The following is a 22382-nucleotide window of genomic DNA, read 5'->3' as shown; positions in this document are numbered from 1 at the left end:
CGGTGCGCGCGGGCGCGGGCGTGCCGGGGTTCGTAGCCGCGGCCGAGGTAGTGCAGGCGACGGTGTCCGGGCCGGGGTGGCCGATCTCGACCCGGGTGAAGCGGGCGGCGGCCCAGCGCAGCAGCGCGACGAGCCGCTCCTCGGAGAAGTAGCCGTTGCCGGGGCTGATCCCGAGGAAGACGTGGTGTCCGGCGTCGACGAGGCCCGTGCAGCGCTCGGAGAAGGGGGTGGCGAGAAAGCCGTCCCCGCGGCGGGCCACGGTCGAGGGTGCCCAGGCCGTCGGGATCGCCCAGTCGTCCATCGTGAGTTCCCCCGTCTTCACATCTCCCGCGCGGGCGGTGCGCCGCCGGCTCTCCGGTCGCCGCTGTCGAGAGTAGAAGCAGCCGGCGGCCCCGTACGTTCGCCGCGCACCGCACCGCGTGCGACTAGCCGAGCGGCTTCTCCAGGATCGCCTTGCGGTGGCTGAAGGTCTCGATGGAGTAGCGGCCGTGGTAGTTGCCCATGCCGCTCTCGCCGACCCCGCCGAACGGCAGGTCGGAGACGGTGAGATGGGCGAGGGGCAGGCCGTAGCCGAGGCCGCCGGAGGAGGTCTCGTCGGCGATGCGGCGCCGGGTCGTGTCGGAGTCGGTGAAGACGTACAGCGCGAGGGGCTTGTCCCGGTCGTTGATGAAGTCGATGGCGGCGTCGAGGCCGGGGACGGTGACGATCGGCAGGATCGGGCCGAAGATCTCCTCCCCCATCACCGGGGAGTCGGGGTCCACGTCGGCGAGGACGGTGGGCGCGATGTACTTGCTCGTGCGGTCGCTCGTGCCGCCCACGACCGTGCGGCCCGAGTCGAGCAGTCCGGTGAGCCGGTCGAAGTGCCGTTCGTTGATGATGCGACCGTACTCGCCGGAGTCGGCGGGGTCGCTGCCGTACAGCTTCTCGACGGCGCTCGCGAGCAGCGGCTCCAGGGCGGCCGCGGTGTCCGGGTCGGTCAGGACGTAGTCGGGGGCGACGCAGGTCTGCCCGGCGTTGAGGAACTTGCCGCGGGCCAGGCGGTCGGCGACGACGGCGAGGTCCGTGTCGCGGTCGACGAACGCCGGGGACTTGCCGCCCAGTTCGAGGGTGACCGGGGTCAGGTGCTCGGCGGCGGCGCGCAGGACCACACGGCCGACCGTGCCGTTGCCGGTGTAGAAGATGTGGTCGAAGCGCTCGGCCAGCAGGGCCGTGGTCTCCGGGATGCCGCCCTCGACGACGGCGACGGCGTCCGTGTCCAGATAGGCGGGGAGCAGCCGGGCCACGGCGGCGGAGGTGGCCGGGGCCAGCTCGCTGGGCTTGGCGACCACCGCGTTGCCCGCGGCGAGGGCGCCGACCACCGGGGCGAGCAGCAGCTGGGCCGGGTAGTTCCAGGGCGCGATGACGAGGACGACGCCGAGCGGGTCGTACTGCGTCCGGGCGGTCGCGTCGGCGCCGAGGTGGGCCGGGACCGGGGCGGCCTCGGGGCGCAGCCAGTCGGCGAGGTGGTCCAGGGTGTGGTCGATCTCGCGGATCGTGAAGTCGATCTCGGTGCGGAATGCCTCGGTGGAGCTCTTGCCCAGGTCGGCGTGGAGGGCGGCGGCCAGCTCCGTCCCCTTCTCCGTGAGCATCTCGCGCAGGCGGCGCAGCTGCGTCGTACGCCATTCGACGGGCTTGGTGCGGCCGCTGCGGAAGGTGGCGCGCAGTCGGGCGACGACGTCGGCGGGCTGCTCGGGGGCGGGGTGGTTCACGGTTGCCTCGCTGGGGTGCGCGGGCCTTGCGGCCTCGTCTCGACGGTCAGATGTATATTGCAACCTTTTCCCCTCGGAGTGCATTCCAGGCCACCGCCCATACTTTTCGTGAGGGGGGTCACAGCGCGCGGCGGCGGCGTTCGAGATACGTGCGCTCCGCCGGGTTCTCGGTGAGTTCCGCGGCCTTCGCGTAGGCGTCCGCGGCTTCCTTGTCGCGTCCGAGTCGGCGCAGCAGGTCGGCCCGGACGGCGTGCAGGACGTGGTAGCCGTCGAGGTCCAGCGCGTCCACCAAGGTGAGGGCCCGGGCGGGTCCCTCGGTCTCGGCCACGGCGACCGCGCGGTTGAGGGCCACGACAGGGCTCGGCGCGGCGGCCATGAGCTGGTCGTACAGCCGGCGGACCTGCTCCCAGTCGGTGGGCGCGTCGCTGTGGACGGCCTGGATGGCGGCCTGGATCTGGTACGGCCCCGGCTGGTTCCGGCGCAGGCACCGCCGTACGAGTGACTGGCCCTCGGCGACGAGCGCGTGGTCCCAGCGGTCGGGGTCCTGCTCGGACAGCGGTACGAGTGCGCCGTCGGCGTCGGTGCGGGCGGCCCGGCGGGACTCGATGAGCAGCATCAGTGCGAGGAGGCCGGTGACCTCGGGCTCGTCCGGCATCAGCTCGGTCAGCAGACGGCCCAGGCGTACGGCTTCGGCGCACAGTTCGGGGGTGCCGCCGTAACCCTCGTTGAAGATGAGGTAGACGACGGCGAGCACGCCCTCGATCCGTTCGGGGAGGTCGGCGTCGCGGGGGACGCGGTAGGGGATGCGGGCGTCGCGGATCTTGGCCTTGGCGCGGACGAGGCGCTGGGCCATCGTCGGCTCGGGGACCAGGAAGGCGCGGGCGATCTGCGCGGTGGTGAGGCCGCCGAGCAGCCGCAGGGTGAGGGCGACCCGGGCCTGCGGGGCGAGCGCGGGGTGGCAGCAGGTGAAGACGAGGCGGAGCCGTTCGTCGCGCACGGGGCCCTCCTCGGGCGGTGCGTCGGGGGCGTGCAGCAGGGCGGCCTCGGCGTGGCGGGTCTGCCTGGTGGACTCGCGGCGCAGCCGGTCGATCGCGCGGTTGCGGGCGGTGGTGATGATCCAGCCGGCCGGGCTGGGCGGCACACCGGTCTCCGGCCAGCGCCGCACAGCGATGGTGAAGGCGTCCTGGACTGCTTCCTCGGCGAGGTCGATGTCGCCGAGGAAGCGGACGAGGACGGCGACCGCGCGGCCGTACTCCTCGCGGAAGACGCCCTCGACGTTCGGGGTCATCAGTCCTCGGACTCGTGCTGGAAGGGGCGCACCTCGATGGGCAGGGTGGTGGCCAGGGCCGCCTTGCGCCCCCACTCCAGGGCCGCGTCCAGGTCGGGAGCCTTCACGATGCACAGGCCGCCGAGCTGTTCCTTGCCCTCGGCGTAGGGCCCGTCGGTGATCAGCACGTCGCCGTCGCGGGGCCGCAGCACGGTCGAGGAGTCGGGACTGTGCAGCCCGCCGGCGAAGACCCAGGCCCCGGCCTCGCGGAGCTCCTGGTGGAAGGCGTCGAGCCGCTTGCCGATCTCGGCCAGCACCTCGGGGGCGGGCACCTCGTCCCAGCCGGGCTGCATGACGTTGAGCAGGTAGTACTGCATGTCGCTCTCCTCCTGTGAGTGTGTCTCACCTCCTACACGAACGGCACACTCCCGGATCGACACCGCGCGCGGCGGGATCGGGAGAATCTGTCCATGACCACCGCACCGCATCCGCTCCTCGCCACCGCCCGCACCCTCGCCGACGGCCTCCTCGCCCCGCACGCGGCCCGGGTCGACCAGGAGGGGGTGCCCGTGGGACACCTCGACGCGATCAGACGCTCGGGTCTCCTCGGAGTGAGCGCGCCGAGGGAGTACGGCGGTGCGGGCGCCCCCGACGCGGTGGCGCGGGAGGTCCAGGAGATCCTCGCCGGGGCGTGCTGTTCCACCTGGTTCGTGCAGACGCAGCACCACTCGCCGGTGCGGATGCTCGCGCAGTCCGCCCTGCCGGTGCGGGAGCGGCTGCTCGGGCCGCTGGCGACCGGTGAGCTGCTGGCCGGGATCGCGTTCGCGCACGTCCGCGCGTTTCCGCGGGTGCCGGTGCGGGCGACGGCCGAGCGGGGCGGCTGGCGGTTCGACGGGAGGGTGCCCTGGTACACGGGCTGGGGCCTGAACGACGTGATGCTGCTGGCCGGGGTGAGCGAGGCGGACGAGGTGGTGTTCGCTTTCGCCGAGGCGCGCGAGCAGCCGGGAGTGCGGGCGTCGGAGCCGATGCGGCTCGCGGCGCTTTCCGCGGCCCGGACGGTCTCCCTGGAACTGGACGGCCTGTGGCTGCCCGAGGACGCCGTGGTGCTGCGCACCCCGCAGGAGAAGTTCGCGCTGGTGGACCGGCCGCGCAACACCAACGCCTCCCCCGCCGTCTTCGGCGTGGCCTACGCGGCGCTCCACCTCCTGGAGGAGGCCGGGGAGTCGAGGACCGCGGGTGCCCTGCGCGGCCGTCTCGACGAGGTGCGCGGGCAGGTGTACGAGCTGGCCGAGCATCCCGTCCCGTACGAGCGCGTCGCGGAACGGCTGGCGCTCAAGACGCGGTCGTACGACCTGATGCGGGCCGCCACGACGGCGGCCGTGGTGGCCGGGGGCGGCCGCGCCATGGACCTCGGCGGTACGGCCCAACGGCTGTTCCGGGAAGGGATGTTCCTGCTCGTGCAGGGGCAGACGGCCGAGGTGCGGCGGGCGCATCTGGACGCGCTCACGGAGAGCTAGCCGAGGAGGACCTCGATGAGTTCGGCGGGTGCGTCCTCCTGGACGAGGTGACCGGCGCCGGCGATGAGTTCGAGGCGCGCTCCCGGGATACGGGTCACGAGTTCGCGCCCCTTGTCCGCGGGGATCCAGGTGTCGTCCTCGCCCCAGCACACCAGGACCGGGATCGCGATCTCGCCGTACCGGTCCTGCACCTCGTCGGTGTGGCGCTGGTCGGCCTGGGCGATCTGGCGGTAGAAGGCGGCCTGGCCGGTGTCGCCGAGCCAGGGTTCGACGAGCCGGTCGTGGACGACGGGGTGCAGGCCGGGGCTGCTGGCCGAGCTGACGTACTCGCGCACGAGGGCCCGGTGCAGGGCGGGCGGGAGTTGGTCGAAGACCTCGGAGTGCTCGCCGACGAGCCGGAAGAACGGTGTTCCCCAGGGGGCCAGTGCGACCGGGTCGACCAGGGTGAGCGAGTGGTAGCGGGCGCCGTGCAGCAGATGGGCCCGCAGGGACACGGCACCGCCGAAGTCGTGGGCCACGACCCGGGGCCGGTCCAGTTCCCAGTGCGTCAGGAGTTCGGTGAAGATCCTGCCCTGGGCCGCCAGGGAGACGTCCTGGCCGGCGGACTTCTCCGAGGTCCCGTAACCGGGCATGTCCCACACGAACACGTGGTGGCGGCGGGACAGGGCGCGGGCCACGGCACGCCACACGTACGAGGAGAAGGGCGTGCCGTGGAGGAGGACGACCGGGTCACGGCCGGGGTCTCCGAGGCTGTCCCAGCGGACCTCGCCGGAGGTGCTGCGGAAGGTCCTGGTCAACGTCCAGTCGCTCACGGGCTGTTCCTCCCGACGGATGCACAGGTCGAACCCGTGAGCGTACGTGGTGACGGCCCTAGCTCGCGAACGGCACCTGCGCCGCGGGGGCGGCCCGCTCGCCGGACGGGTGCTGCCACAGCCCCTGCGCGGCGAGACGGGGCAGGACGCCCTCGCCGAACCAGTACGCCTCCTCCAGATGCGGGTAGCCGGAGAGCACGAACTCGTCGATGCCGAGGGCGTGGTACTCCTTGATCCGCTCGGCGACCTCGTCGTGGCTGCCGACCAGGGCGGTGCCCGCGCCGCCGCGCACCAGGCCGATGCCGGCCCACAGGTTGGGGTGGATCTCCAGGCCGTTCCGGTCGCCGCCGCCGTGCAGGGCGAGCATCCGCTGCTGCCCCTCCGACTCGCTGCGGGCGAGCCCGGCCTGCACGGACCTGACGGTCTCCGGGTCGAAGCCGTCGAGCAGCCGGTTCGCCTCTGCCCAGGCCTGCTCGGAGGTGTCCCGGGTGATGACGTGCAGCCGGATCCCGAAGCGCAGGGTACGGCCCTCCTTGGCCGCGAGCCCCCGGATCCAGGCGATCTTCTCGGCGACCTGCGCGGGCGGCTCGCCCCAGGTGAGGTACACGTCGACGTACTTGGCGGCGACCTCCCCCGCGATGGGCGAGGACCCGCCGAAGTACACCTCGGGCACCGGGTCGGGCACGCGCGCCAGCTTCGCGTCCTCGACGCGAAGGTGCTCGCCGTGCAGGTCGACGGTCTTGCCCTCCCACAACCCCCGTACGACGTCCAGGAATTCGCCGGTACGACGGTAGCGGGCGTCCTTGTCGAGGAAGTCCCCGTAGGCCCGCTGCTCGTGGCTCTCCCCGCCGGTGACCACGTTGAGCAGCAGCCGCCCCCCGGTCTGCCGCTGGAAGGTGGAGGCCATCTGCGCGGCGAGGGTCGGCGAGACGAAGCCGGGCCGGAAGGCGACCAGGAACTTCAGCCGCTCGGTGTTCTGGCTGACCATCGCGGTGGTGAGCCACGCGTCCTCGCACCAGGCGCCGGTGGGCGTGAGGGCCCCCACGAAGCCCAGGTCCTCGGCCGCCCGGGCGATCTGGCTCAGGTAGGCGACCGTCGGCGGCCGGTCCCGTCCGGAGACGGTGGCGGGCGTGCCGTGACCACCGCCCACGACATGGCGGCTGTCGCCGTTGGTCGGCAGGAACCAGTGGAAGGTGAGGGACATGGGGGTCTCCGATCGGGAAGGTCCGCTGTTCGCTACAGGAGGCCGTGCCGGGGCGGCCGGGTGCCGCTGAGCACGTACCTGCCGATGTGCTGGATCTTCCAGCGGGCCGGGTCGTGCAGCGTGTGGGTCCGGGCGTCGCGCCAATGCCGGTGCAGGTTCAGGGAGTTGAGGGCCGAGCGGGTGCCGGCCACCTCGAAGAGGGCGCTCGCCACCTCCACCGCGGCCTGTGCCGCCTGCACCTTGGCGGCGGCGACCGCGATGGACGCCTCGGCCGCCGAGTCGTCGGTGAGGTCGGCCCGGGCGGCTTCCACGGCCCGGGCGGCCTCCCGCAGCAGGGCCTCGGACGCCCTTGTCTGCAGGGCCAGTTCGCCGAAGCGCTGGATCAGCAGCGGGTCCTCGGCGGCCGTGTCGACACCGCTCTCGAACCACGGGCGGCTCTTCGTCCGGACGAACTCCGCCGCCTCCGCGAGCGCCCCCCCGGCGATCCCGGTGTCGATGGCGGCGTGCAGCAACTGGGCGATGGCACCGTGGAGTTGGGGTCCTTCGAAGGTGAGGTGGTGGGGCAGGACCCGGTCGGCCGGGACCTCGACCCCTTCGAGGCGGACGGTGCCGCTGGCCGTCGTACGCTGGCCGAGACCGTCCCAGTCGTCGATCACCGTGAGGCCGGGGGCGTCCGCGGGCACGTAGGCGACGTACAGCTTGTCGTCCTCGGCGCGGGCCAGCACGGGGATCCAGTCGGCGAACAGGGCGCCGGTGGAGTAGTGCTTGACGCCGTCGAGGCGGTACGAGCCGTCCGGCTGCGGGTGCAGGCGGGTGCGGATGTCCTGGACGTGCTTGGTACCGGCCTCGGACTGCGCGTTGCCGAAGCGGCGCCCGGCGAGCAGTTCGGCGAAGAAGAACTTCCGCTGCTCGTCGGTGCCCTGACGGCGGATCACGTTGACGTAGACGAAGTGGCTCTGCGGGATCTGGGAGAGGCTCGCGTCGGCGGAGGCGAGCAGCCGGAAGATCTCGGCGAGGGTCGGCGCGCTCACGTCCGCTCCGCCGTGCTCGGCGGGGACGGTGACGGCGAGCAGCCCGGAGGCGGAGAGCCGGTCCAACTCCTCGCGGGGCAGCCTGCGTTCGGCGTCCCTGGCGGAGGCGCCGGCGCGGAACTCCGCGGCGAGCGACGCGGCGCCCGCGAGGGCCTCCGCGTCGTCGGCGATCACGTGGGCCGGCCCGTGGGCTGTCCTGTGGCCTGTCATCGGGGATCAGCCCGCCGCCGCCAGCACCGGCCGCCGTCCCAGCGCGGTCGAGAACTGGTCCACGACCAGGGTGAGCGCCTCGGTCGCGGTGGGCGCGATGCTCAGCGTGCCGTCGTCCTGCACGCTGATCTCCTTGTCCAGGGTGAACCAGCCCTGCACGATGTGGGCCGCGCCCATGGAGCTGAGGACCGGGCGGAGCGCGTAGTCGATGGCCAGGACATGGGCGGTGGAGCCGCCGGTGGCCAGCGGCAGCACGGTCTTGCCGGCGAGGGCGTACTGCGGAAGCAGGTCCAGCAGGGCCTTGAGGACTCCGGAGTACGACGCCTTGTAGACCGGGGTGCCGACGACGACCCCGTCGGCGCGCGCGAACAGTTCGGTGGCCGCGACGATCGCCGGATGCTGGAAGTCGGCGCCGAGCAGGGCCTCGGCGGGGATGGTGCGCACGTCGAGGGGGATCACCTCGTGGCCCTGCGCGGTCAGGCGCCGGTCGAGGTGGCGCAGCAGCCGGTTGGTGCGGGAGGAGGCGGAAGGGCTGCCGGAGACGGACAGGACGGTGGCCATGGGGTCCTCTTTCGGGGCGGGGAGGCGGGGCGCCCCCGGTTCAGGAGGGGGCGCCCCGGAAAAGCGGTCAGGAGTACCAGGTGGGTTCGGGCAGTTCGCCCTCGAGGACCCAGCGGCCGACCTCGCGCCGCTTGTAGGCGACGGGGTCGTGGAGGGTGTGGGTGCGCACGTTGCGCCAGAAGCGGTCGAGGCCTTCGGCGGTGGCGGTGGAGCGGGCGCCGGTCACCTCGAAGATCCGGCTGGAGATCTCCAGGGCGACGTCGGTGGCGCGGGCCTTCACGGCGGCGACCCGCACCTCGAAGTCACCGCGGGCCTGCTCGGTGACGGCGTCGGGGTCGTCGTGCAGTTTCTGGCCCTCGGCGGCGACGGCGTCGGCGAGGGCCTCGGCCGCCCAGAGCTTCGCGGTGAGGTCGCCGTAGGTGTCGATGACGTACGGCTCGTCGACCGCGCGCTCGAAACCGCCGTGCAGCCAGGAGCGGGACTTCTCGCGGGTGTAGGTGACGGCCGTCTCCAGCGCGCCGCCCGCGATGCCGAGGTAGAAGTTGACGAAGACCAGCTGGATGGTGGGGACGTTGAGGGTGTTGTAGACGCGCGGCTGGAACACCTTGTCGACATATCCGGCCGCGCTCGACCACGGGGTGCGTACGCCGTCGAGCGTGACACCGCCGCTCTCGGTGAGGCGCTGGCCGATGTTGTCCCAGTCGTCGTGGAAGGTCAGGCCCGCCGAGTCGGAGGGCACGATGGCGAAGATGTGCTGGTCGGTGCCTTCCAGGACGCCTTCGAGGACGGTGACGTCGGAGACCTTGCTGCCGGTGGAGAACGTCTTGCGGCCGGTGTAGACGAGGTCGTCGCCGTCCTCGGTCACGACGACGTCCTTGTCGCGCGGGTTGACCGCGCCGCCGAAGAACCAGCCGTTGCGGGACGCCTCGGCCTCCACGTGCTCCCACTGCTCGCGGGTGCCGACCAGGCGGGCGGCCCAGAACCACAGGTAGTGGTAGCCGAGGAGCTGGCCGATGGAGCCGTCGGCCTTGGCGATCTCGCGGACGACCCGGTAGGCGGTGGGCCAGTCCTGGCCCGCGCCGCCGTGCTCGGTGGGGCCGAGCAGGGTGACGAGGCCGGCGTCCTTGAGGAGCTGGACCTCGGCGTACGGGGTGGCGCCCGCCCGGTCCCGGGCGGCGGCGTCGGTGGCGAGGACGGCGGCGACCTCGGCAGCACGGGCGATCCAGTCCCGCGCAGTTTCGGGGGCGGGACGGTTGTGCCAGTCGGTGTTGGTGACGGTGCTCATCTCGGTGACCTCCTCAGACCTGGGCGGGGGTGGACTCGGGGAGCTGGGCCTCCAGCTCACGCACGAGCGGCAGTACGCGCTTGCCGAAGTACTCGACCTCCTCGTGGTAGTGCAGGAAGCCCAGCAGGAGGAGGTCGACGCCGAGCTTCTTGTAGGCGACGATCCGCTCGGCGATCTGCTCCGGCGTGCCGATGAGGCCGGTGCGGAAGCCGTCGTTGTACTGGACGAGGTCCTCGAAGGTGGAGTCCTGCCACATGCCCTTCTTGTCGCCGGTGGACTGTCCGGCCTGCTTCACCGCGGCGCCGAAGCCCTCGACGGCCTCGTTGTCGGCCTTGGCGACGATCTCCCGGAGGGTGTCGCGGGCCTCGGCCTCGGTGTCCCGGGCGATGAGGAAGCCGTTGAGGCCGAACTTCGGTGCGGTGCGCCCGACTTCGGCGGCGGCCTTGCGGACGTCGGTGAGCTGCTCGACCACCCCGTCGAAGTCCTTGCCGTTGGAGAAGTACCAGTCGGAGACCCGGCCGGCCATCTGACGTGCGGCGGTGGAGTTGCCGCCCTGGAAGATCTCCGGGTGCGGGCGCTCCTCGGTGTTGAGGGGCTTGGGCTTGAGGGAGAAGTCCCGCAACCGGTAGAAGTCACCGGCGAGTTCGGCGTGGTCCTCCGTCCAGATCTTCCGCAGGGCGGTGATGAACTCCTCGGAGCGGCGGTAGCGCTCGTCGTGCTCCAGCCAGGGCTCGCCGAGGGCGGTGAACTCGCCCTTGAACCAGCCCGACACGACGTTCACGGCGAAGCGGCCCTTGGAGAGGTGGTCGGCGGTGGCGCCGAGTTTGGCGAGGACGCCGGGGTGCCACAGCCCGGGGTGGACGGCGGCGATGACCTTCAGGCGCTGGGTGGCGAGCAGCAGGGCGAGGCTGAAGCTGGTCGACTCGTGCTGGTACTCGGCGCCGTAGCTGGCCATGTAGCGGACCTGGCTGAGGGCGTACTCGAAGCCGTTGTTCTCGGCGAGGACGGCGAGCTCGCGGTTGTAGTCGTAGCCCCAGTCGGTGCGCTGCTCGATCTTGCTGGTGACGAGTCCTCCGCTGACGTTGGGGACCCAGTAGGCGAATTTCACGGGCGCGGCAGGCATGCGTGACTCCTGTTGCGGAATGTTCTCGGGCACGCCGAATTCAAGGGGTGCGCGGGCGCACGGAATTCAGGCGTGGAAACTCTCGAAAGAGCTCTCGCAAGAACTCTCGAAAGAGGGAGAGGCGCGGCGGATCGGAGGGAGGTTGATCAGGCCGCGGCGCAACAGGAGGCGCTGGAGACGCGCGCGAGGTCGACATGGCGTCGCCGCGTGAGGTCCAGTCGCATCTTCATGCCGTCGATCGTGACAGCCGGTGGCGAGAGGCGTCAAGGAAAACCCGACCGGTCTCGTATCGCGGACCATTGAATTTCACGAACGTGTGACAGGGAAACCCTTGAACCGGGCGGGAAATGGCCCGCATTCTTCGGGCATGCGGACCGAACAACTGGAATACATCGCCGCGGTGACCCGGCTCGGTTCACTGCGCCGGGCGGCGGAGGAACTGCGCCTGTCCCAGCCCGCGTTGAGCGAGACCGTGCGGAATCTGGAGCGCGAGCTCGGGGTCGACCTGCTGGAGCGCAAGCGGTCCGGGGCGACGATGAGCGCGGAGGGTCGGGAGCTGCTGCCGCACATCGTCGGCGTGCTGGAGGCGGTGGACCGGCTGCGGTCGGCGGCGGGGGAACAGCACCGCATCAGCCGGATGGTCCGCGTCGGCACGGTGAACGCGGCGACCGTGCCGCTGCTCATCCCGGCGGTCGAGGACTTCCGGGCCGCACATCCGGTCACCCAGGTCGAGGTGGTCGGCGCCCAGCAGAGTGACATCCACCGGGCCCTGTCGGAGGGCGGGTTCGATCTCGGGCTGGTCAATCATCTCGACGGCGACGACACACCGGCCGGCTTCGAGTCGACGCAGCTCCTGCACGGGCGGCCGGTGGTGTGCCTGCGCCCGGACAGTCCGCTGGCCGCGCGGACGAATGTGCCGGTGGACGATCTGCTCTCCCAGCCGCTGATCGCCATGCGCACCGGCTATGTCATGCACCGCTTCGTCCATCGGCTGCTGGACGGGCGTGACGCGTCCTTCGCGTACTCCACCGACGGGGCGGAGATGGGAAAGCTGATGGTGGCAGAGGGGCTGGGGGTGACCGTGCTTCCCGACTTCAGCGTGGTCGGGGATCCGCTGGAACGTCAGGGCACGATCACCCACCGGCCGATCGAGGGCGACACGACCCGGGTGCTGCTGATGCTTCAGCGCCGCAGGGCCGAGTCCGTGCCGCAGGCGGCGCGGGACCTGCACGAGGTGTTCGTGCGCCGGGCCCGGCAACTGGGCGGGACGCTGACGAGCTCCCTCTGAGGCCGCGCGCCCTGAGGCCGCGTGTCAGTCCTCGTCGCGGCTCGGGACGACCACGAGGAACGCGTCGGACTGGATGTCCATCACCACGGTCGCAGGTTCACCCTGCGCACGCCTTTGCGCCGCGTACTCCTCTGCCGGCCACGATCCGCGCGGAGCTCCTGCAGGGAACCGCTCCAACACCTTCGCGCTCATAGCGGCAGACACCTCCAACATCGCTGACGAACCGTCTCGTACGACTCCGCTTGCCCGGGATTCGGGCGCACATGTGCACGCCCTGGTGTTTTCCCTCCGGTCGCGTGGTCCGGTCCCGCATCCGAACGAGGCCCCGCGGGGGAAGTGATCACAGGGGGCGACAGGAAGGGCCGGCAAGCGATGCACGAGGACGACACGCGCGAGGGACCGCGCTGTCTGGTGACCGGTGCGACGGGATACATCGGCGGGCGTCTCGTCCCCGAGCTGCTGGACGCGGGCTACCGCGTGCGGTGTCTGGCCCGTTCCCCCGACCGGCTGCGCGACCATCCCTGGGCCGGCCGGGCCGAGGTGGTGCGCGGTGACGTGACGGATGCCGCGTCCGTGGCCCGGGCCCTGGACGGGGTGGACGTGGCGTACTACCTGGTGCACACGATGAGTTCCGGCAGCAACTTCGAGGACACCGACCGCAGGGCCGCGCGGATCTTCGCCGAGCAGGCCCGGATCGCGGGCGTGCGGCGGATCGTGCACCTCAGCGGTCTCACCCCGGCGGGGGTGCCCGAGCAGGAACTCTCCCCGCACCTGCGTTCACGCGCCGAGGTGGCCCGCATCCTGCTGGACTCCGGGGTCCCGACCACGGTCCTGCGGGCGGCCGTGGTCATCGGCTCGGGTTCGGCCTCCTTCGAGATGCTGCGGTACCTGACCGAACGCCTTCCCGTGATGATCACGCCGAGCTGGGTGCACACCCGCATCCAGCCGGTGGCGGTCCGCGATGTGCTGCGGGCCCTTGTCGGCAGTGCCCGCATGCCCTCGGACGTGAGCCGGGCCTTCGACCTGGGCGGGCCGGAGGTTCTCACCTACCGGCAGATGATGCTCAGATACGCGGCGGTCGCCGGGCTGCCCCGCCGGATCATCCTCCCGGTGCCGGTGCTCACCCCCGGGCTCTCCAGTCACTGGGTGGGCCTGGTGACGCCGGTGCCCGCCTCGATCGCCCGGCCGCTCACCGAGTCGCTGCGGCACGAGGTGGTCTGCCACGAGCACGACATCGCCCGCCACCTCGCCGGCCCGCCCGCCCCTGCGACCGGTTTCGACGACGCCGTACGACTGGCTCTGCAAAGGGTGCGGGAGGCGCGGGTCACCACCCGGTGGTCGTCGGCGTCGGTGCCCGGAGCGCCGAGCGATCCGCTGCCCACCGATCCCGACTGGGCCGGCGGAAGCCTCTACCGCGACGCCCGGGAGCTGCGGGTCGACGCCCCGCCCGAGGCGCTGTGGCGGGTCGTCGAGGGCATCGGCGGTGAGAACGGCTGGTACTCCTTCCCTCTGGCATGGGCGGTACGGGGCCTGCTGGACCGGCTGGTGGGCGGGGTCGGACTGCGCCGGGGGCGCCGGGACGCGGCACGGCTGCGGGTCGGCGACTCGCTGGACTTCTGGCGGGTGGAGGCGATCGAGCCCGGCCGGCTGCTGCGGCTGCGGGCCGAGATGCGGCTGCCGGGCCTGGCCTGGCTGGAGATGGGAGTCACGACCGGCGAGGACGGCGGCACCCGCTACCGGCAGCGTGCCCTGTTCCATCCGCACGGTCTGCTCGGCCACGCCTACTGGTGGAGCGTCTCGCCCTTCCACGCGGTCGTCTTCGGCGGCATGGCCCGCAACATCGCACGGGCCGCGGCGGGTTCGACGGCCCGCGATCCGAAGCACGCCCCGGCCCCCTGACCTCCCGGCTCCCTTCCGCACCCCCGGAGTACGCACCATGAGCATCTCGGTCGTCCTGTTCACCTGCGACCTGCGCCTGCACGACCACCCGCCGCTCACGGCGGCCCTCGACGGCACCGAGCGGGTCGTCCCGCTCTTCGTGCGGGACCGGGCCGTGGACGCCGCCGGATTCGCCGCGCCCAACCGGCTGGCGTTCCTCGCCGACTGTCTGCGCGACCTCGACGCCGGTCTGCGCGAGCGGGGCGGCCGGTTGGTCGTGCGCTCCGGCGACCTCGTCGACCAGGTGCGCAAGGTCGTCGCCGAGGCGGACGCCGACGAGGTGCACATGGCGTCCGACGTCAGCGCGCACGCCCACCGGCGGGAGGAGCGGCTACGCCGGGCCCTGGAGACGGAGGGCGTGCGGCTGCACGTCCACGACACGGTGACCACGGCCGTCGCCCCCGGCGTGGTGGTCCCGGCCGTCTCGGACCACTTCGCCGTCTTCACGCCCTACTTCCGGCGCTGGTCCCAGGAGCGGCTGCGGGACCCGCTCACCGCCCCGCGGACCGTGCGGGTCCCCGATGGCGTGGAATCCGAGCCGCTGCCGTCCCGTGACGGCCTGGCCGGGCTCTCGGAAGGACTCGCCGCGGGCGGAGAGACAGAAGGCCGCAAGCGGCTCGCCACCTGGCTGCGGGCCGGGCTCGCCGAGTACGAGGACCGTCACGACGACCTGGCCGGCGACGCGACCTCCCGGCTCTCCCCGCACCTCCACTTCGGCACCCTCTCCCCCGTGGAGCTCGTCCACCGGGCGCGCCGGGCGGGCGGTCCGGGCGCGGAAGCCTTCGTACGGCAGCTCGCCTGGCGCGACTTCCACCGGCAGGTGCTCGCGGCCCGCCCCGCCGTGGCCGCCACCGACTACCGCACCCAGCACGACAGTTGGCGCTCCGAGCGGACCGCCGGGGACGACATCGCGGCATGGAAGGAGGGGCGCACCGGCTACCCGGTCGTCGACGCGGCGATGCGCCAGCTGCGGCACGAAGGGTGGATGCACAACCGTGGCCGCCTGCTGACCGCGAGCTTCCTCACCAAGACGCTGTACGTGGACTGGCGGATCGGTGCCCGGCACTTCCTGGACCTGCTGGTGGACGGGGATCTCGCCAACAACCAGCTCAACTGGCAGTGGATGGCGGGCACCGGCACCGACACCCGCCCCAACCGGGTCCTCAACCCGGTCGCCCAGGCCAAGCGGTACGACCCGGACGGCACGTACGTCCGCCGCTGGGTGCCCGAACTGGCCGCGCTGGAGGGGCCCGTGGTGCACGAGCCGTGGAAACTGCGCGGCCTGGACCGCGCCGCGCTGGAGTACCCGGAGCCGATCGTGGACCTGTCCGAGGGACTGGCCCGCTTCAAGCGGGCGCGCGGCCGGGACTGAGGCCGGCGGGGTACCGGAGGCGGCACGCCACTGAGGTCAGCCGGATATCGGCGGCGCTTCGGCCGTGTACAGGCGGGCCAGGGCATCCAGAGCGTCCTCGAAGGCCGTCGGCCGCAGCATGCCCGGGGCGGAGCGGCCGAGCCAGCCGGACCCGCCCAGCATCACCACGGGCCTTCTGCGGGCGCCCTTGATCCCCCACTGGGCGTCGGCGATGTGCCTGGCCAGCGGCAGGCTCGCCGTGGAGCGGGCCTGCGCCCACAGGACGACGGCCGCCGGGCCGAGCCGGTCCACCGCGGCGGTCAGCGCCTCCGCGGGTACGGCGGCCCCCAACATCCTGGTGGGCACGCCCAGTTCACCCAGGCCGGCGTTGAGCGCCTCCAGCGCCAGTGTGTGTTGCTCACCTGGGACGCAGGCCAGCACGACCGGCCCGGGGCCGAGCGGGTCGCCCTGTCGGGCCGGGGGGCGGGTGCGGCGGCGCAGCGCGGTGGACATGTGCCAGGACAGCAGGTGCTCGACCTCGACGTAACGGTCCCCGGACGAGGCCCACTTGCGGCCCACCGCGTGCAGCGTGGGCACCATCACCTCCTGCCAGGCGACGGCGAGGCCGTGGATCTCGACCGCCGCGGTCAACTGCTCCTCCACGGCGGGCGCGTCGAGGCGTACGGCTGCGCGGGCGAGACCACGGCACTCCTGGCGCACATCGCCCAGGGGGAGCGGGCCGGCCGCCCGGGACCGTGCGCCGGCCACGGGATCCGGTGCCCTCGGCGCGACCGCGCCGCCGCCCTGCTCCTTGGCAGCGCGGGCCGCCTCGGCGGGCGGAACACCCGCGGCGGTGAGCCGGCACATCGCCTCCAGTACGGCGACGTCCCGCGGGGTCCAGCGGCGGTGCCTGCCGTCGGTGCGGACGGCGGGGCCGATGCCGTAGCGGCGGTCCCAGGAGCGCAGCGTGGTGGGCGACACCCCCAGCCGCCGGGCCAGGGCACCTGTGGTGAGGCTGGTCCCACTCATGGAGCGACTATACGACGCAGAACCGACGCAAGTCTCTGACCTCGCTCAGCCACCGCACCAGCCGCGGTCGGGCGTGACCCACAACCTCGTCGTGGGCATGGCGATCGGTCTGCTGGCGCTCGGATTCACCCGGACCCCTGAGCGCATGTACGGCCTCAGCCGGGCCTTCTGCGCCGTCGGTATCTGGATGATCATCGCTCCCCGGGTCGTCGGCGACAGGCCCGACGCCGGTGTGGCGCTGAACAACATCATCATCGGCCGCCCTCGTGGTGCTCCTGGGGCTGATGTGCACCGTCACGGCGGCGAAGAGCGCCCCCAGGCCGTAGCGGATCCCCCGGCACAGGAGACGGCACTCACCCCAGGCAGGCGCCGAGTTCACGCCGGTGACCCGCCACCCACTCCTTCGCGGCCCGCACCTCGTCCACGGCTCCCTGCTCGCGCAGCCGGATCATGGCCCGCTCGCCCCGGAGTGCGCCCGCCTCGATCCCCCGCAGGCACCGGTCCTGCCACCACAGCACCGTGTCCAGCAACCCGTCCCGCCGGTCGAGGCCGTAGGCATCACAGATCAGCCGGATACGGCGCGCGGTCTCCCCTACGTCCGCCACGTCCGGCCCCAGGTCGAGGTACTGCCAGCACACGTGGGCGATGTCGTGCATCCGCTCCCCCGGAGCGGCCAGGTCCCAGTCGATGAACGCGGCGGGCCGCCCCGCGGCATAGACGGTGTTCTTCGGTGCGAGGTCGTTGTGGCAGACGACGTCCCGGTCTCCGGCGAGCACTGTTCCGTGGGTCAGGTCATGGAAGACGCGGACGAGTCGGGCAACCTCCTCGATGGCCTCGTCGGTTCGGACCGCGGCGCGCTCGCGCGGGCTCACGGCGGCCCGCCCCTCGATATGGCCGAAGGTCTCCCGGCCGAGTTCGTCGACGCCGAGGAACCGCGGCGCCCCCGGCCAGCCCACCGTCTCGAACAGGGCGAGCAACTCCCGTACGAAGCCGGACCGTTCGGACGGCGGGCGCCGCACGGTGTCCCCGACCCGGACGACCAGGTTGACCGCGCCGCCGCCGAGCACCGACTCCTCCACCCCGACCGCCTCCCCGGGCAGCGCACCCCTTTGGTGCGCTTTCCAAGGCTACGGCGTCCAGTGTCGCACCGAAGGACGGAAGGGACGAACGGGTCGCTGCTCGACGACGGGCGCACGGTGATCGACATCGCGGCCGAGGTGACGGCCGCCACCGGGTGGGTCCGGCCGGGATCAGCTGACGTTCAGTGCCGTGTCGTCGATGACGAACGACGTCTGGAGCGTGGAGCCCTCCGTGCCGGTGAACTTGAGGGTGACGGTCTGGCCCGCGTAGGCCGCCAGGTTGAAGCTGCGCTGGGTGTAGCCGGAGGCCGCGTTGAGGTTCGAGTACGTGGCCAGGGTGCTCAGTACCGTGCCCGAGCTGTTGAGGACCTGCACCTTGAGGGTGTCGTAGGCGGTGCTGGTGGAGGTCTCGGCGGTGTCGACGTGCAGGTAGAAGCTGAGCGTGGCCGCGGTGCACGCGGAGGGGACGGTCACCGACTGGGACAGGGTGTCGGTGCGCGCGGAGCCGTAGCCGTCGAGCCAGGCGTAGTAGGAGCTGGTGCGCGCGGACTCGCTGCCGGAGTCGGTGATCACACCGCTGCTCGCGGTCCAGGTCGAACTGCCCGACTCGAAGCCGTTGTTGCCCAGGAGCTGCGCCGACGTGCAGGTGGAACCGCCGCCGTCCCCGCCGCCGCTGCCGCTTCCGCCGGACAGCCACTCGGTGGCGTTGAGGGCGAGGGCCGCGTTGGTGGCGCCGGAGTCGTTCCAGCCGTCGTAGAGGGTGTTGCCGGACTGGCCGGTGCCGTCGTCGATGGGTGAGCTGTCGCCCCAGAAGGCGACGCGTCCGCTGCCGAAGGTGCTCGTCGCGAAGAAGGCACCGGTGTTGCCGGAGTATCCGGTGCGGTAGAGCAGGCCCTTGACGTTCGCGTTGTCGGCGGGCTTGAGGGTGGCCGTGGTGCCGCTGGCGATGAGGCTCTTGGTGACCGTGCCGAAGGAGCCGTGCAGGACGGGGTTGCCGCTGTCGCTGATGGCCGACGGGTAGTCGGAGCTGATGCTCAGGGAGTCGATGGAGAAGCCGAACGGGTCGGTGGAGTCGACGCTGTTGTTGCTCATCAGGTCGTTGAGGATCTCGAGCGCGTCCTCGCCGTCGTTGTTGCGGTCGGCGCCGGTGTGGTCGGAGATCATGAAGAGACCGCCGCCGTTCTTCACGAAGGTCATGATCGCCGTCTTCTCGGCGGCCGTGAACAGCGTGTTGGGTTCGGGCAGGACCAGGGTGTCGAAGTTCGACAGGTCGGTGGCGGAGGAGCCGCCGTAGGTGAGGGCGCTCGTCGCGGTCTTGAGGCTGTAGTCGCCGGTCTTCTGCAGGGCGACGCCCCAGGAGGAGAGGGCGCCGGTCCAGTCGGTCTCGGCGGAGGGCGAGGAGTCCTGCCCGAGGGGGTCGGGCTGGCTGGTGGAGACGATCCAGTCCGCGTTTCCGGCTGTTTCGGCGTGGGCGTTGTCGAAGAGGATCCGGTGCGGGGTGGCAGCGGCAGCGGGGGTGGCCTGTACGGCGACACCTGCGGCGAGGAGGGCGACTCCGGCGAGGACCGCGCCGAGTCTGTGGCGGGGAAGGGTGAGTCCGGGCATCCGGCATACCTCCGTGAGGAGTTGGGGAAGGGCGATGCGGGACGGGAACTACGCGCATAGATACGCGATCAATTTGGACCGTACATGACATCCAGGGGGCTGCACAGAATCGTCCGGCACTCCCGACGAGGATTGACCCGGTGTTGACCGACCGTTGGGACACAGCCTGACTGCCGACGCCGCCGGCGGGCATCCGGAGTGCATCGTTGCTCATCGGAAAAGGGGCGGAGATGGAAGTCAGCGGCATCATCAGTGCAATCGTGATCGGCATCGTCATCGGTGTCCTGGGCCGGCTCGTGGTGCCGGGCCGTCAGCGCATCGGAATCCTGTTGACCATCCTCGTCGGCATCGTGGCCGCACTGATCGGCTCGGCGATCGCCGCGGCCTTCGGCGTGGCCGACACCAACGGCGTCGACTGGGTCGAGTGGCTCATCCAGATCGCCCTCGCCGCGCTCGGAGTGGCGGCGCTGGACCGGTCGAAGGCGCGCCGCTGACGGCCTCACGGGACGAAGCAAGCGCCCCAGCACGTGCGAGAGTCCCCAGCACGTGCGAGAGTGCGGCGTGCCGGCGCCTCCGGCGCGCCGCCGCGCGTGTGGGTCCACGGCGGAAAATCCCGTTGCGGACGCCGGAGCCCGACGGCAGGCTTCAAGCGCCCGCCGCCCCTCCCCGTGACGGAGACCCGCTTGTCCTTCGACATCATCCCGCTCGCCGATCCCCGGCCCGCCCCCTCCAGTCGCCGTCTGGCCTGGCTGGCCGCCGGGGACGACGGTGTGCCGCTCGGGTCCGCCTTCCTGCGGCTGTTCACCAAGGAGGGGCAGGAGCACCTCGCCGAACTGCAGCTCGCGGTGCACGGCGCCGAGCGGCGGCAGGGCATCGGAACCCGGCTTCTGCAGGCCGCCGTGGAAGCGGCGAAGGCGGAGCGACGGCGGTCGGTCATCGCACAGGCCGTACAGGGCTCCCCCGCCGATCTGTTCCTGCCCGCACAGGGCTTCCGGCAGGTCCTGGCACTCACGTACGCCCGGCTCACGCTGGCCGACGTCGATCGTGCCGCGATCGACGCGCTCCTCGAACTGCCCCGCCCCGGCTACCGGTTGACCGAGTGGGAGGGCACCGTGCCCGACGCGCTGGCGCGGTCGTTCGCCGACTCGCGGCGGGCGATGGACGACATGCCCATGGAGGGCGCAGACTTCGGCAGGGTCGTCTGGGACGTGGAACGCGTGGTCGCGGCCGAGGAGGCCGTCGCGCGGCGCGGCGAGCTGCTGCACACCGTCGTCGTCCTGGACGCGGCGGACGGAAGCGTGGTCGGGTTCTCCGAACTGGTCGTGCCCGGTGACGGGTTGGGCGACGGTCAGCACTACGGCACCGCCGTGCTCCCCGAACACCGTGGGCATGGCCTCGCCCGCTGGATGAAAGCGGCGGCCGTCCGTCACGCCCTGGAACGGCACCCGGCGCTGTCCGGGCTGTGCACCGACACCGCGGACAGCAACAAGCCGATGCTCGCCGTCAACGACTCCCTCGGATACCTGCCGACGCACCGGGCCGTGGAGTACCAGCTCGACCTGTGATCACCGGATCGTGGCGGCCCGTAGTGCGACCAGGCCCTCGCGGCCGGAGGGGTACACCGGCGTCCACCCCAGTTCCCGCTCGGCCTTGCGCGCCGAGACCCGCATGCTCGTCGAGAACATGGTGTGCGCGTACGCCATCGGCCGGGTCAGCCACCGGGGCACGGACATCGGCTTCGGAAGCCCGAACTCCTCGGCCACGCACAGCAGATGGGCACGGAAGCCCATCGGCGTGCGGTCCGCGATGTTGTACGCCTGTCCGGGGCGCCCGTGTTCGACCGCGGCGGCCACCGCGCGGGCGGCGTCGGTGAGTTCCACCCAGGGCAGGACCCGGCCGTGGTCGGCGGGGGCGGGCAGGCTCCGCCTGCGCAGCAGGGGCAGGAGGGCGTCGGTGCCTCCGGGGCCGTAGAAGAGACCGAAGCGGAGTGCGATGCCCTCCGATCCGGCCGCCCCGAAGGTGAGTTCCTCCTTGGTGCGCATGCCGGCGAGGTGCCGCTCCAGCTCCGGGTCGCTGCCGCGCGGGCCGAAGTCGTCGTCCTCGGTGATCGGATGCTCGCCGAAGTCGCCGTAGCCGTATCCGAAGACCATCGACTCGGTGACGAAGCGGCGTGCTCCGGTGGCCCGGGCCGCCTCGATCAGGTGGGCGGTGCCCTCGATGCGCAGGGCGTCGGTGGCGTACATGTCGCGGTGGCGCACGGGCGGCTTGCGCAGGGCGGTCGCCGCGTGGACGACCGTGTCGAAGTGGTGTCCGTCCACGGCACGCAGCAGGGCGTCACGGTCCATGAGGTCGGCGCGGACGGCATTGCCCTCGTCCCGGCCGAGTCCGGCGACCTTGTGACCCGCGTCCGTCAGGGCCCCGGCGATGTGGCGGCCGAGGACGCCGCTCGCGCCGGCGAGAAGGATGCTCCGGTTCTGGTTCGTCGTCATACCGGTGCGACGGATCGGACGGCCCCGGGCGTGACATCCCGGCCGCCGCCGGGCACTACGGCCGGTACACGTGCGGCTGCGTGATCGTCAGCGGCGTGAACCCGAGGCGTTCCAGGATGGGGCGGCTCGTGGCCAGCGCGTCGACCTGGAGGTAGCGGTAGCCACGCTCCACGGCGGCGCGGGCGCGGTGGGCGACCAGGGCGCGGTAGATGCCGCGGCCGCGCCAGCCCTCGACGGTGCCGCCGCCCCAGAGACCGGCGAAACGGGTGCCGGGCACCAGCTCCATGCGGGCCGCGCTGACCGGCTCGTCACCGGCGAGCGCGACGGTCGCGATCACGGTGTCGGGGTCGTCCCGGAGCCGGGCCAGCAGCTGGTGCCGCAGCCGGGAGCTGTCGGTGCCGAAGGCCTTCTCGTGCACGTCCGCCACGAGGTCGACGCCCGCCCGGTCGGTGACCGGGAGGAAGCGGATCCCCTCGGGCGGTTCCGCGTCCAGGACGAGGTCGGCGACCTCGGCGATCATCAGCGTCTCCTCGGGCTCGGGGGTGAACCCGGCCGCCCTGAGCCGCTCTCCCAGGTCGACGGGCAGGTCGTGCCCGTACAGCTTCCACTCGAACTCCAGGCCGAGCCCGGTGTAGTACGCGATCTGCTCGGCGATCGCCTTGTCGACACTCGCCTCGTCCAGGTCGGACCAGACCACGCCGTTCCAGCCGTGGTCGGCGGCGACCTGGCGGACGACCCTGCCGACCCGCTCGACACGGGCACCGGGACCGTCCGGTTGGGCGCCTTCGCGCATGTTCCGGTCGAAGAGGGCGAGTACCGCAACATGATCCATGTGCCCACTTCAT

The 22382-nt window shown here is 72.1% G+C and carries 22 protein-coding genes and 2 pseudogenes; 7 read left to right on the top strand and 17 right to left on the bottom strand.

What is annotated here, in order from left to right; translation table 11 throughout:
• Positions 1 to 85: 85 nt before the first annotated feature.
• The 4 genes and pseudogenes from ACGFWE_RS24045 to ACGFWE_RS24030 all read right to left on the bottom strand — a co-directional run.
• A pseudogene (locus ACGFWE_RS24045) lies at positions 86 to 301 on the bottom strand (tRNA-dependent cyclodipeptide synthase); the annotation flags it as partial.
• Positions 302 to 425: 124 nt separating this feature from the next.
• Positions 426 to 1748, bottom strand: a complete 1323-nt coding sequence (locus ACGFWE_RS24040) for an aldehyde dehydrogenase family protein (protein WP_393601595.1) — start codon at positions 1746 to 1748, stop codon at positions 426 to 428.
• Positions 1749 to 1866: 118 nt separating this feature from the next.
• Positions 1867 to 3036, bottom strand: a complete 1170-nt coding sequence (locus tag ACGFWE_RS24035) for an RNA polymerase sigma factor (protein WP_393601593.1) — start codon at positions 3034 to 3036, stop codon at positions 1867 to 1869.
• Positions 3036 to 3392 (bottom strand): YciI family protein, encoded by a 357-nt coding sequence (locus ACGFWE_RS24030; protein ID WP_393601591.1) that lies wholly within the window; start codon positions 3390 to 3392, stop codon positions 3036 to 3038. Before ACGFWE_RS24030 ends, ACGFWE_RS24035 begins: the two co-directional genes overlap by 1 nt.
• Before the next feature lie 93 nt (positions 3393 to 3485).
• Between ACGFWE_RS24030 and ACGFWE_RS24025 the strand changes: the two genes are divergently transcribed.
• Positions 3486 to 4532 carry an acyl-CoA dehydrogenase family protein gene (locus ACGFWE_RS24025; RefSeq protein WP_393601589.1) on the top strand — a complete coding sequence of 349 codons (1047 nt, stop codon included), beginning with the start codon at positions 3486 to 3488 and terminating at the stop codon, positions 4530 to 4532.
• Here ACGFWE_RS24025 and ACGFWE_RS24020 read toward each other — a convergent pair.
• The 7 genes from ACGFWE_RS24020 to ACGFWE_RS23990 all read right to left on the bottom strand — a co-directional run bounded on the left by ACGFWE_RS24020 (position 4529) and on the right by ACGFWE_RS23990 (position 10982).
• Complete coding sequence (locus ACGFWE_RS24020; protein WP_393601587.1) at positions 4529 to 5344, bottom strand: alpha/beta fold hydrolase; 816 nt, start codon at positions 5342 to 5344, stop codon at positions 4529 to 4531. The genes ACGFWE_RS24025 and ACGFWE_RS24020 overlap by 4 nt on opposite strands.
• A gap of 58 nt (positions 5345 to 5402) precedes the next feature.
• Positions 5403 to 6548 carry an LLM class flavin-dependent oxidoreductase gene (locus tag ACGFWE_RS24015; RefSeq protein WP_393601585.1) on the bottom strand — a complete coding sequence of 382 codons (1146 nt, stop codon included), beginning with the start codon at positions 6546 to 6548 and terminating at the stop codon, positions 5403 to 5405.
• A gap of 32 nt (positions 6549 to 6580) precedes the next feature.
• Positions 6581 to 7789: an SfnB family sulfur acquisition oxidoreductase gene (locus ACGFWE_RS24010; RefSeq protein ID WP_352386031.1), complete on the bottom strand. Its 1209-nt coding sequence runs from the start codon at positions 7787 to 7789 to the stop codon at positions 6581 to 6583.
• 6 nt (positions 7790 to 7795) lie between these two features.
• Positions 7796 to 8350 (bottom strand): NADPH-dependent FMN reductase, encoded by a 555-nt coding sequence (gene ssuE, locus ACGFWE_RS24005; protein ID WP_393601583.1) that lies wholly within the window; start codon positions 8348 to 8350, stop codon positions 7796 to 7798.
• Positions 8351 to 8417: 67 nt separating this feature from the next.
• Complete coding sequence (locus ACGFWE_RS24000; protein WP_393601581.1) at positions 8418 to 9635, bottom strand: acyl-CoA dehydrogenase family protein; 1218 nt, start codon at positions 9633 to 9635, stop codon at positions 8418 to 8420.
• A gap of 13 nt (positions 9636 to 9648) precedes the next feature.
• Positions 9649 to 10758: a dimethylsulfone monooxygenase SfnG gene (sfnG, locus tag ACGFWE_RS23995; RefSeq protein WP_352386036.1), complete on the bottom strand. Its 1110-nt coding sequence runs from the start codon at positions 10756 to 10758 to the stop codon at positions 9649 to 9651.
• A gap of 146 nt (positions 10759 to 10904) precedes the next feature.
• Positions 10905 to 10982 carry a putative leader peptide gene (locus tag ACGFWE_RS23990; protein ID WP_350786652.1) on the bottom strand — a complete coding sequence of 26 codons (78 nt, stop codon included), beginning with the start codon at positions 10980 to 10982 and terminating at the stop codon, positions 10905 to 10907.
• A gap of 143 nt (positions 10983 to 11125) precedes the next feature.
• On the opposite strand from ACGFWE_RS23990, the gene ACGFWE_RS23985 reads away from it, so the two are divergent.
• On the top strand, positions 11126 to 12046 hold the full coding sequence (locus ACGFWE_RS23985) for a LysR family transcriptional regulator (protein ID WP_393601579.1): 921 nt from the start codon (positions 11126 to 11128) through the stop codon (positions 12044 to 12046).
• Between the two features lie 24 nt (positions 12047 to 12070).
• Here the strand turns inward: ACGFWE_RS23985 and ACGFWE_RS23980 are convergent, their stop codons facing one another.
• The gene (locus tag ACGFWE_RS23980) at positions 12071 to 12259 is read right to left on the bottom strand and encodes a hypothetical protein (protein ID WP_352386039.1); all 189 of its coding nucleotides are present in this window, start codon (positions 12257 to 12259) and stop codon (positions 12071 to 12073) included.
• A gap of 159 nt (positions 12260 to 12418) precedes the next feature.
• On the opposite strand from ACGFWE_RS23980, the gene ACGFWE_RS23975 reads away from it, so the two are divergent.
• Positions 12419 to 13945, top strand: a complete 1527-nt coding sequence (locus ACGFWE_RS23975) for an SDR family oxidoreductase (protein WP_352386041.1) — start codon at positions 12419 to 12421, stop codon at positions 13943 to 13945.
• A 37-nt stretch (positions 13946 to 13982) separates the two neighbouring features.
• Positions 13983 to 15356 (top strand): cryptochrome/photolyase family protein, encoded by a 1374-nt coding sequence (locus tag ACGFWE_RS23970; protein WP_393601576.1) that lies wholly within the window; start codon positions 13983 to 13985, stop codon positions 15354 to 15356.
• 36 nt (positions 15357 to 15392) lie between these two features.
• Here the strand turns inward: ACGFWE_RS23970 and ACGFWE_RS23965 are convergent, their stop codons facing one another.
• On the bottom strand, positions 15393 to 16364 hold the full coding sequence (locus ACGFWE_RS23965; RefSeq protein ID WP_352386045.1) for a MerR family transcriptional regulator: 972 nt from the start codon (positions 16362 to 16364) through the stop codon (positions 15393 to 15395).
• Positions 16365 to 16437: 73 nt separating this feature from the next.
• Between ACGFWE_RS23965 and ACGFWE_RS23960 the strand changes: the two are divergent.
• Positions 16438 to 16690: pseudogene (locus ACGFWE_RS23960) on the top strand (SPW repeat protein); the annotation flags it as partial.
• Between the two features lie 27 nt (positions 16691 to 16717).
• Here the strand turns inward: ACGFWE_RS23960 and ACGFWE_RS23955 are convergent.
• Together ACGFWE_RS23955 and ACGFWE_RS23950 are read right to left on the bottom strand one after the other, a co-directional pair.
• Complete coding sequence (locus ACGFWE_RS23955) at positions 16718 to 17443, bottom strand: phosphotransferase (protein WP_393601574.1); 726 nt, start codon at positions 17441 to 17443, stop codon at positions 16718 to 16720.
• Positions 17444 to 17614: 171 nt separating this feature from the next.
• Entirely contained in the window at positions 17615 to 19048 is a 1434-nt protein-coding gene (locus ACGFWE_RS23950) for a hydrolase (RefSeq protein WP_393601572.1), read from the bottom strand.
• Between the two features lie 230 nt (positions 19049 to 19278).
• Between ACGFWE_RS23950 and ACGFWE_RS23945 the strand changes: the two genes are divergently transcribed.
• The gene (locus ACGFWE_RS23945; RefSeq protein ID WP_352386050.1) at positions 19279 to 19542 is read left to right on the top strand and encodes a GlsB/YeaQ/YmgE family stress response membrane protein; all 264 of its coding nucleotides are present in this window, start codon (positions 19279 to 19281) and stop codon (positions 19540 to 19542) included.
• 189 nt (positions 19543 to 19731) lie between these two features.
• The gene (locus tag ACGFWE_RS23940) at positions 19732 to 20613 is read left to right on the top strand and encodes a GNAT family N-acetyltransferase (RefSeq protein ID WP_393601570.1); all 882 of its coding nucleotides are present in this window, start codon (positions 19732 to 19734) and stop codon (positions 20611 to 20613) included.
• Here the strand turns inward: ACGFWE_RS23940 and ACGFWE_RS23935 are convergent, their stop codons facing one another.
• Together ACGFWE_RS23935 and ACGFWE_RS23930 are read right to left on the bottom strand one after the other, a co-directional pair.
• Positions 20614 to 21537, bottom strand: a complete 924-nt coding sequence (locus ACGFWE_RS23935) for an NAD-dependent epimerase/dehydratase family protein (protein WP_393601568.1) — start codon at positions 21535 to 21537, stop codon at positions 20614 to 20616. It lies immediately after the preceding gene.
• 55 nt (positions 21538 to 21592) lie between these two features.
• Positions 21593 to 22369 carry a GNAT family N-acetyltransferase gene (locus tag ACGFWE_RS23930; protein ID WP_352386056.1) on the bottom strand — a complete coding sequence of 259 codons (777 nt, stop codon included), beginning with the start codon at positions 22367 to 22369 and terminating at the stop codon, positions 21593 to 21595.
• Positions 22370 to 22382 lie beyond the last annotated feature (13 nt).

It is taken from the genome of Streptomyces sp. NPDC048523 (genome assembly GCF_043199815.1).
Lineage (GTDB): Bacteria > Actinomycetota > Actinomycetes > Streptomycetales > Streptomycetaceae > Streptomyces.
This window is presented reverse-complemented; position numbering and strand designations above follow the sequence as displayed.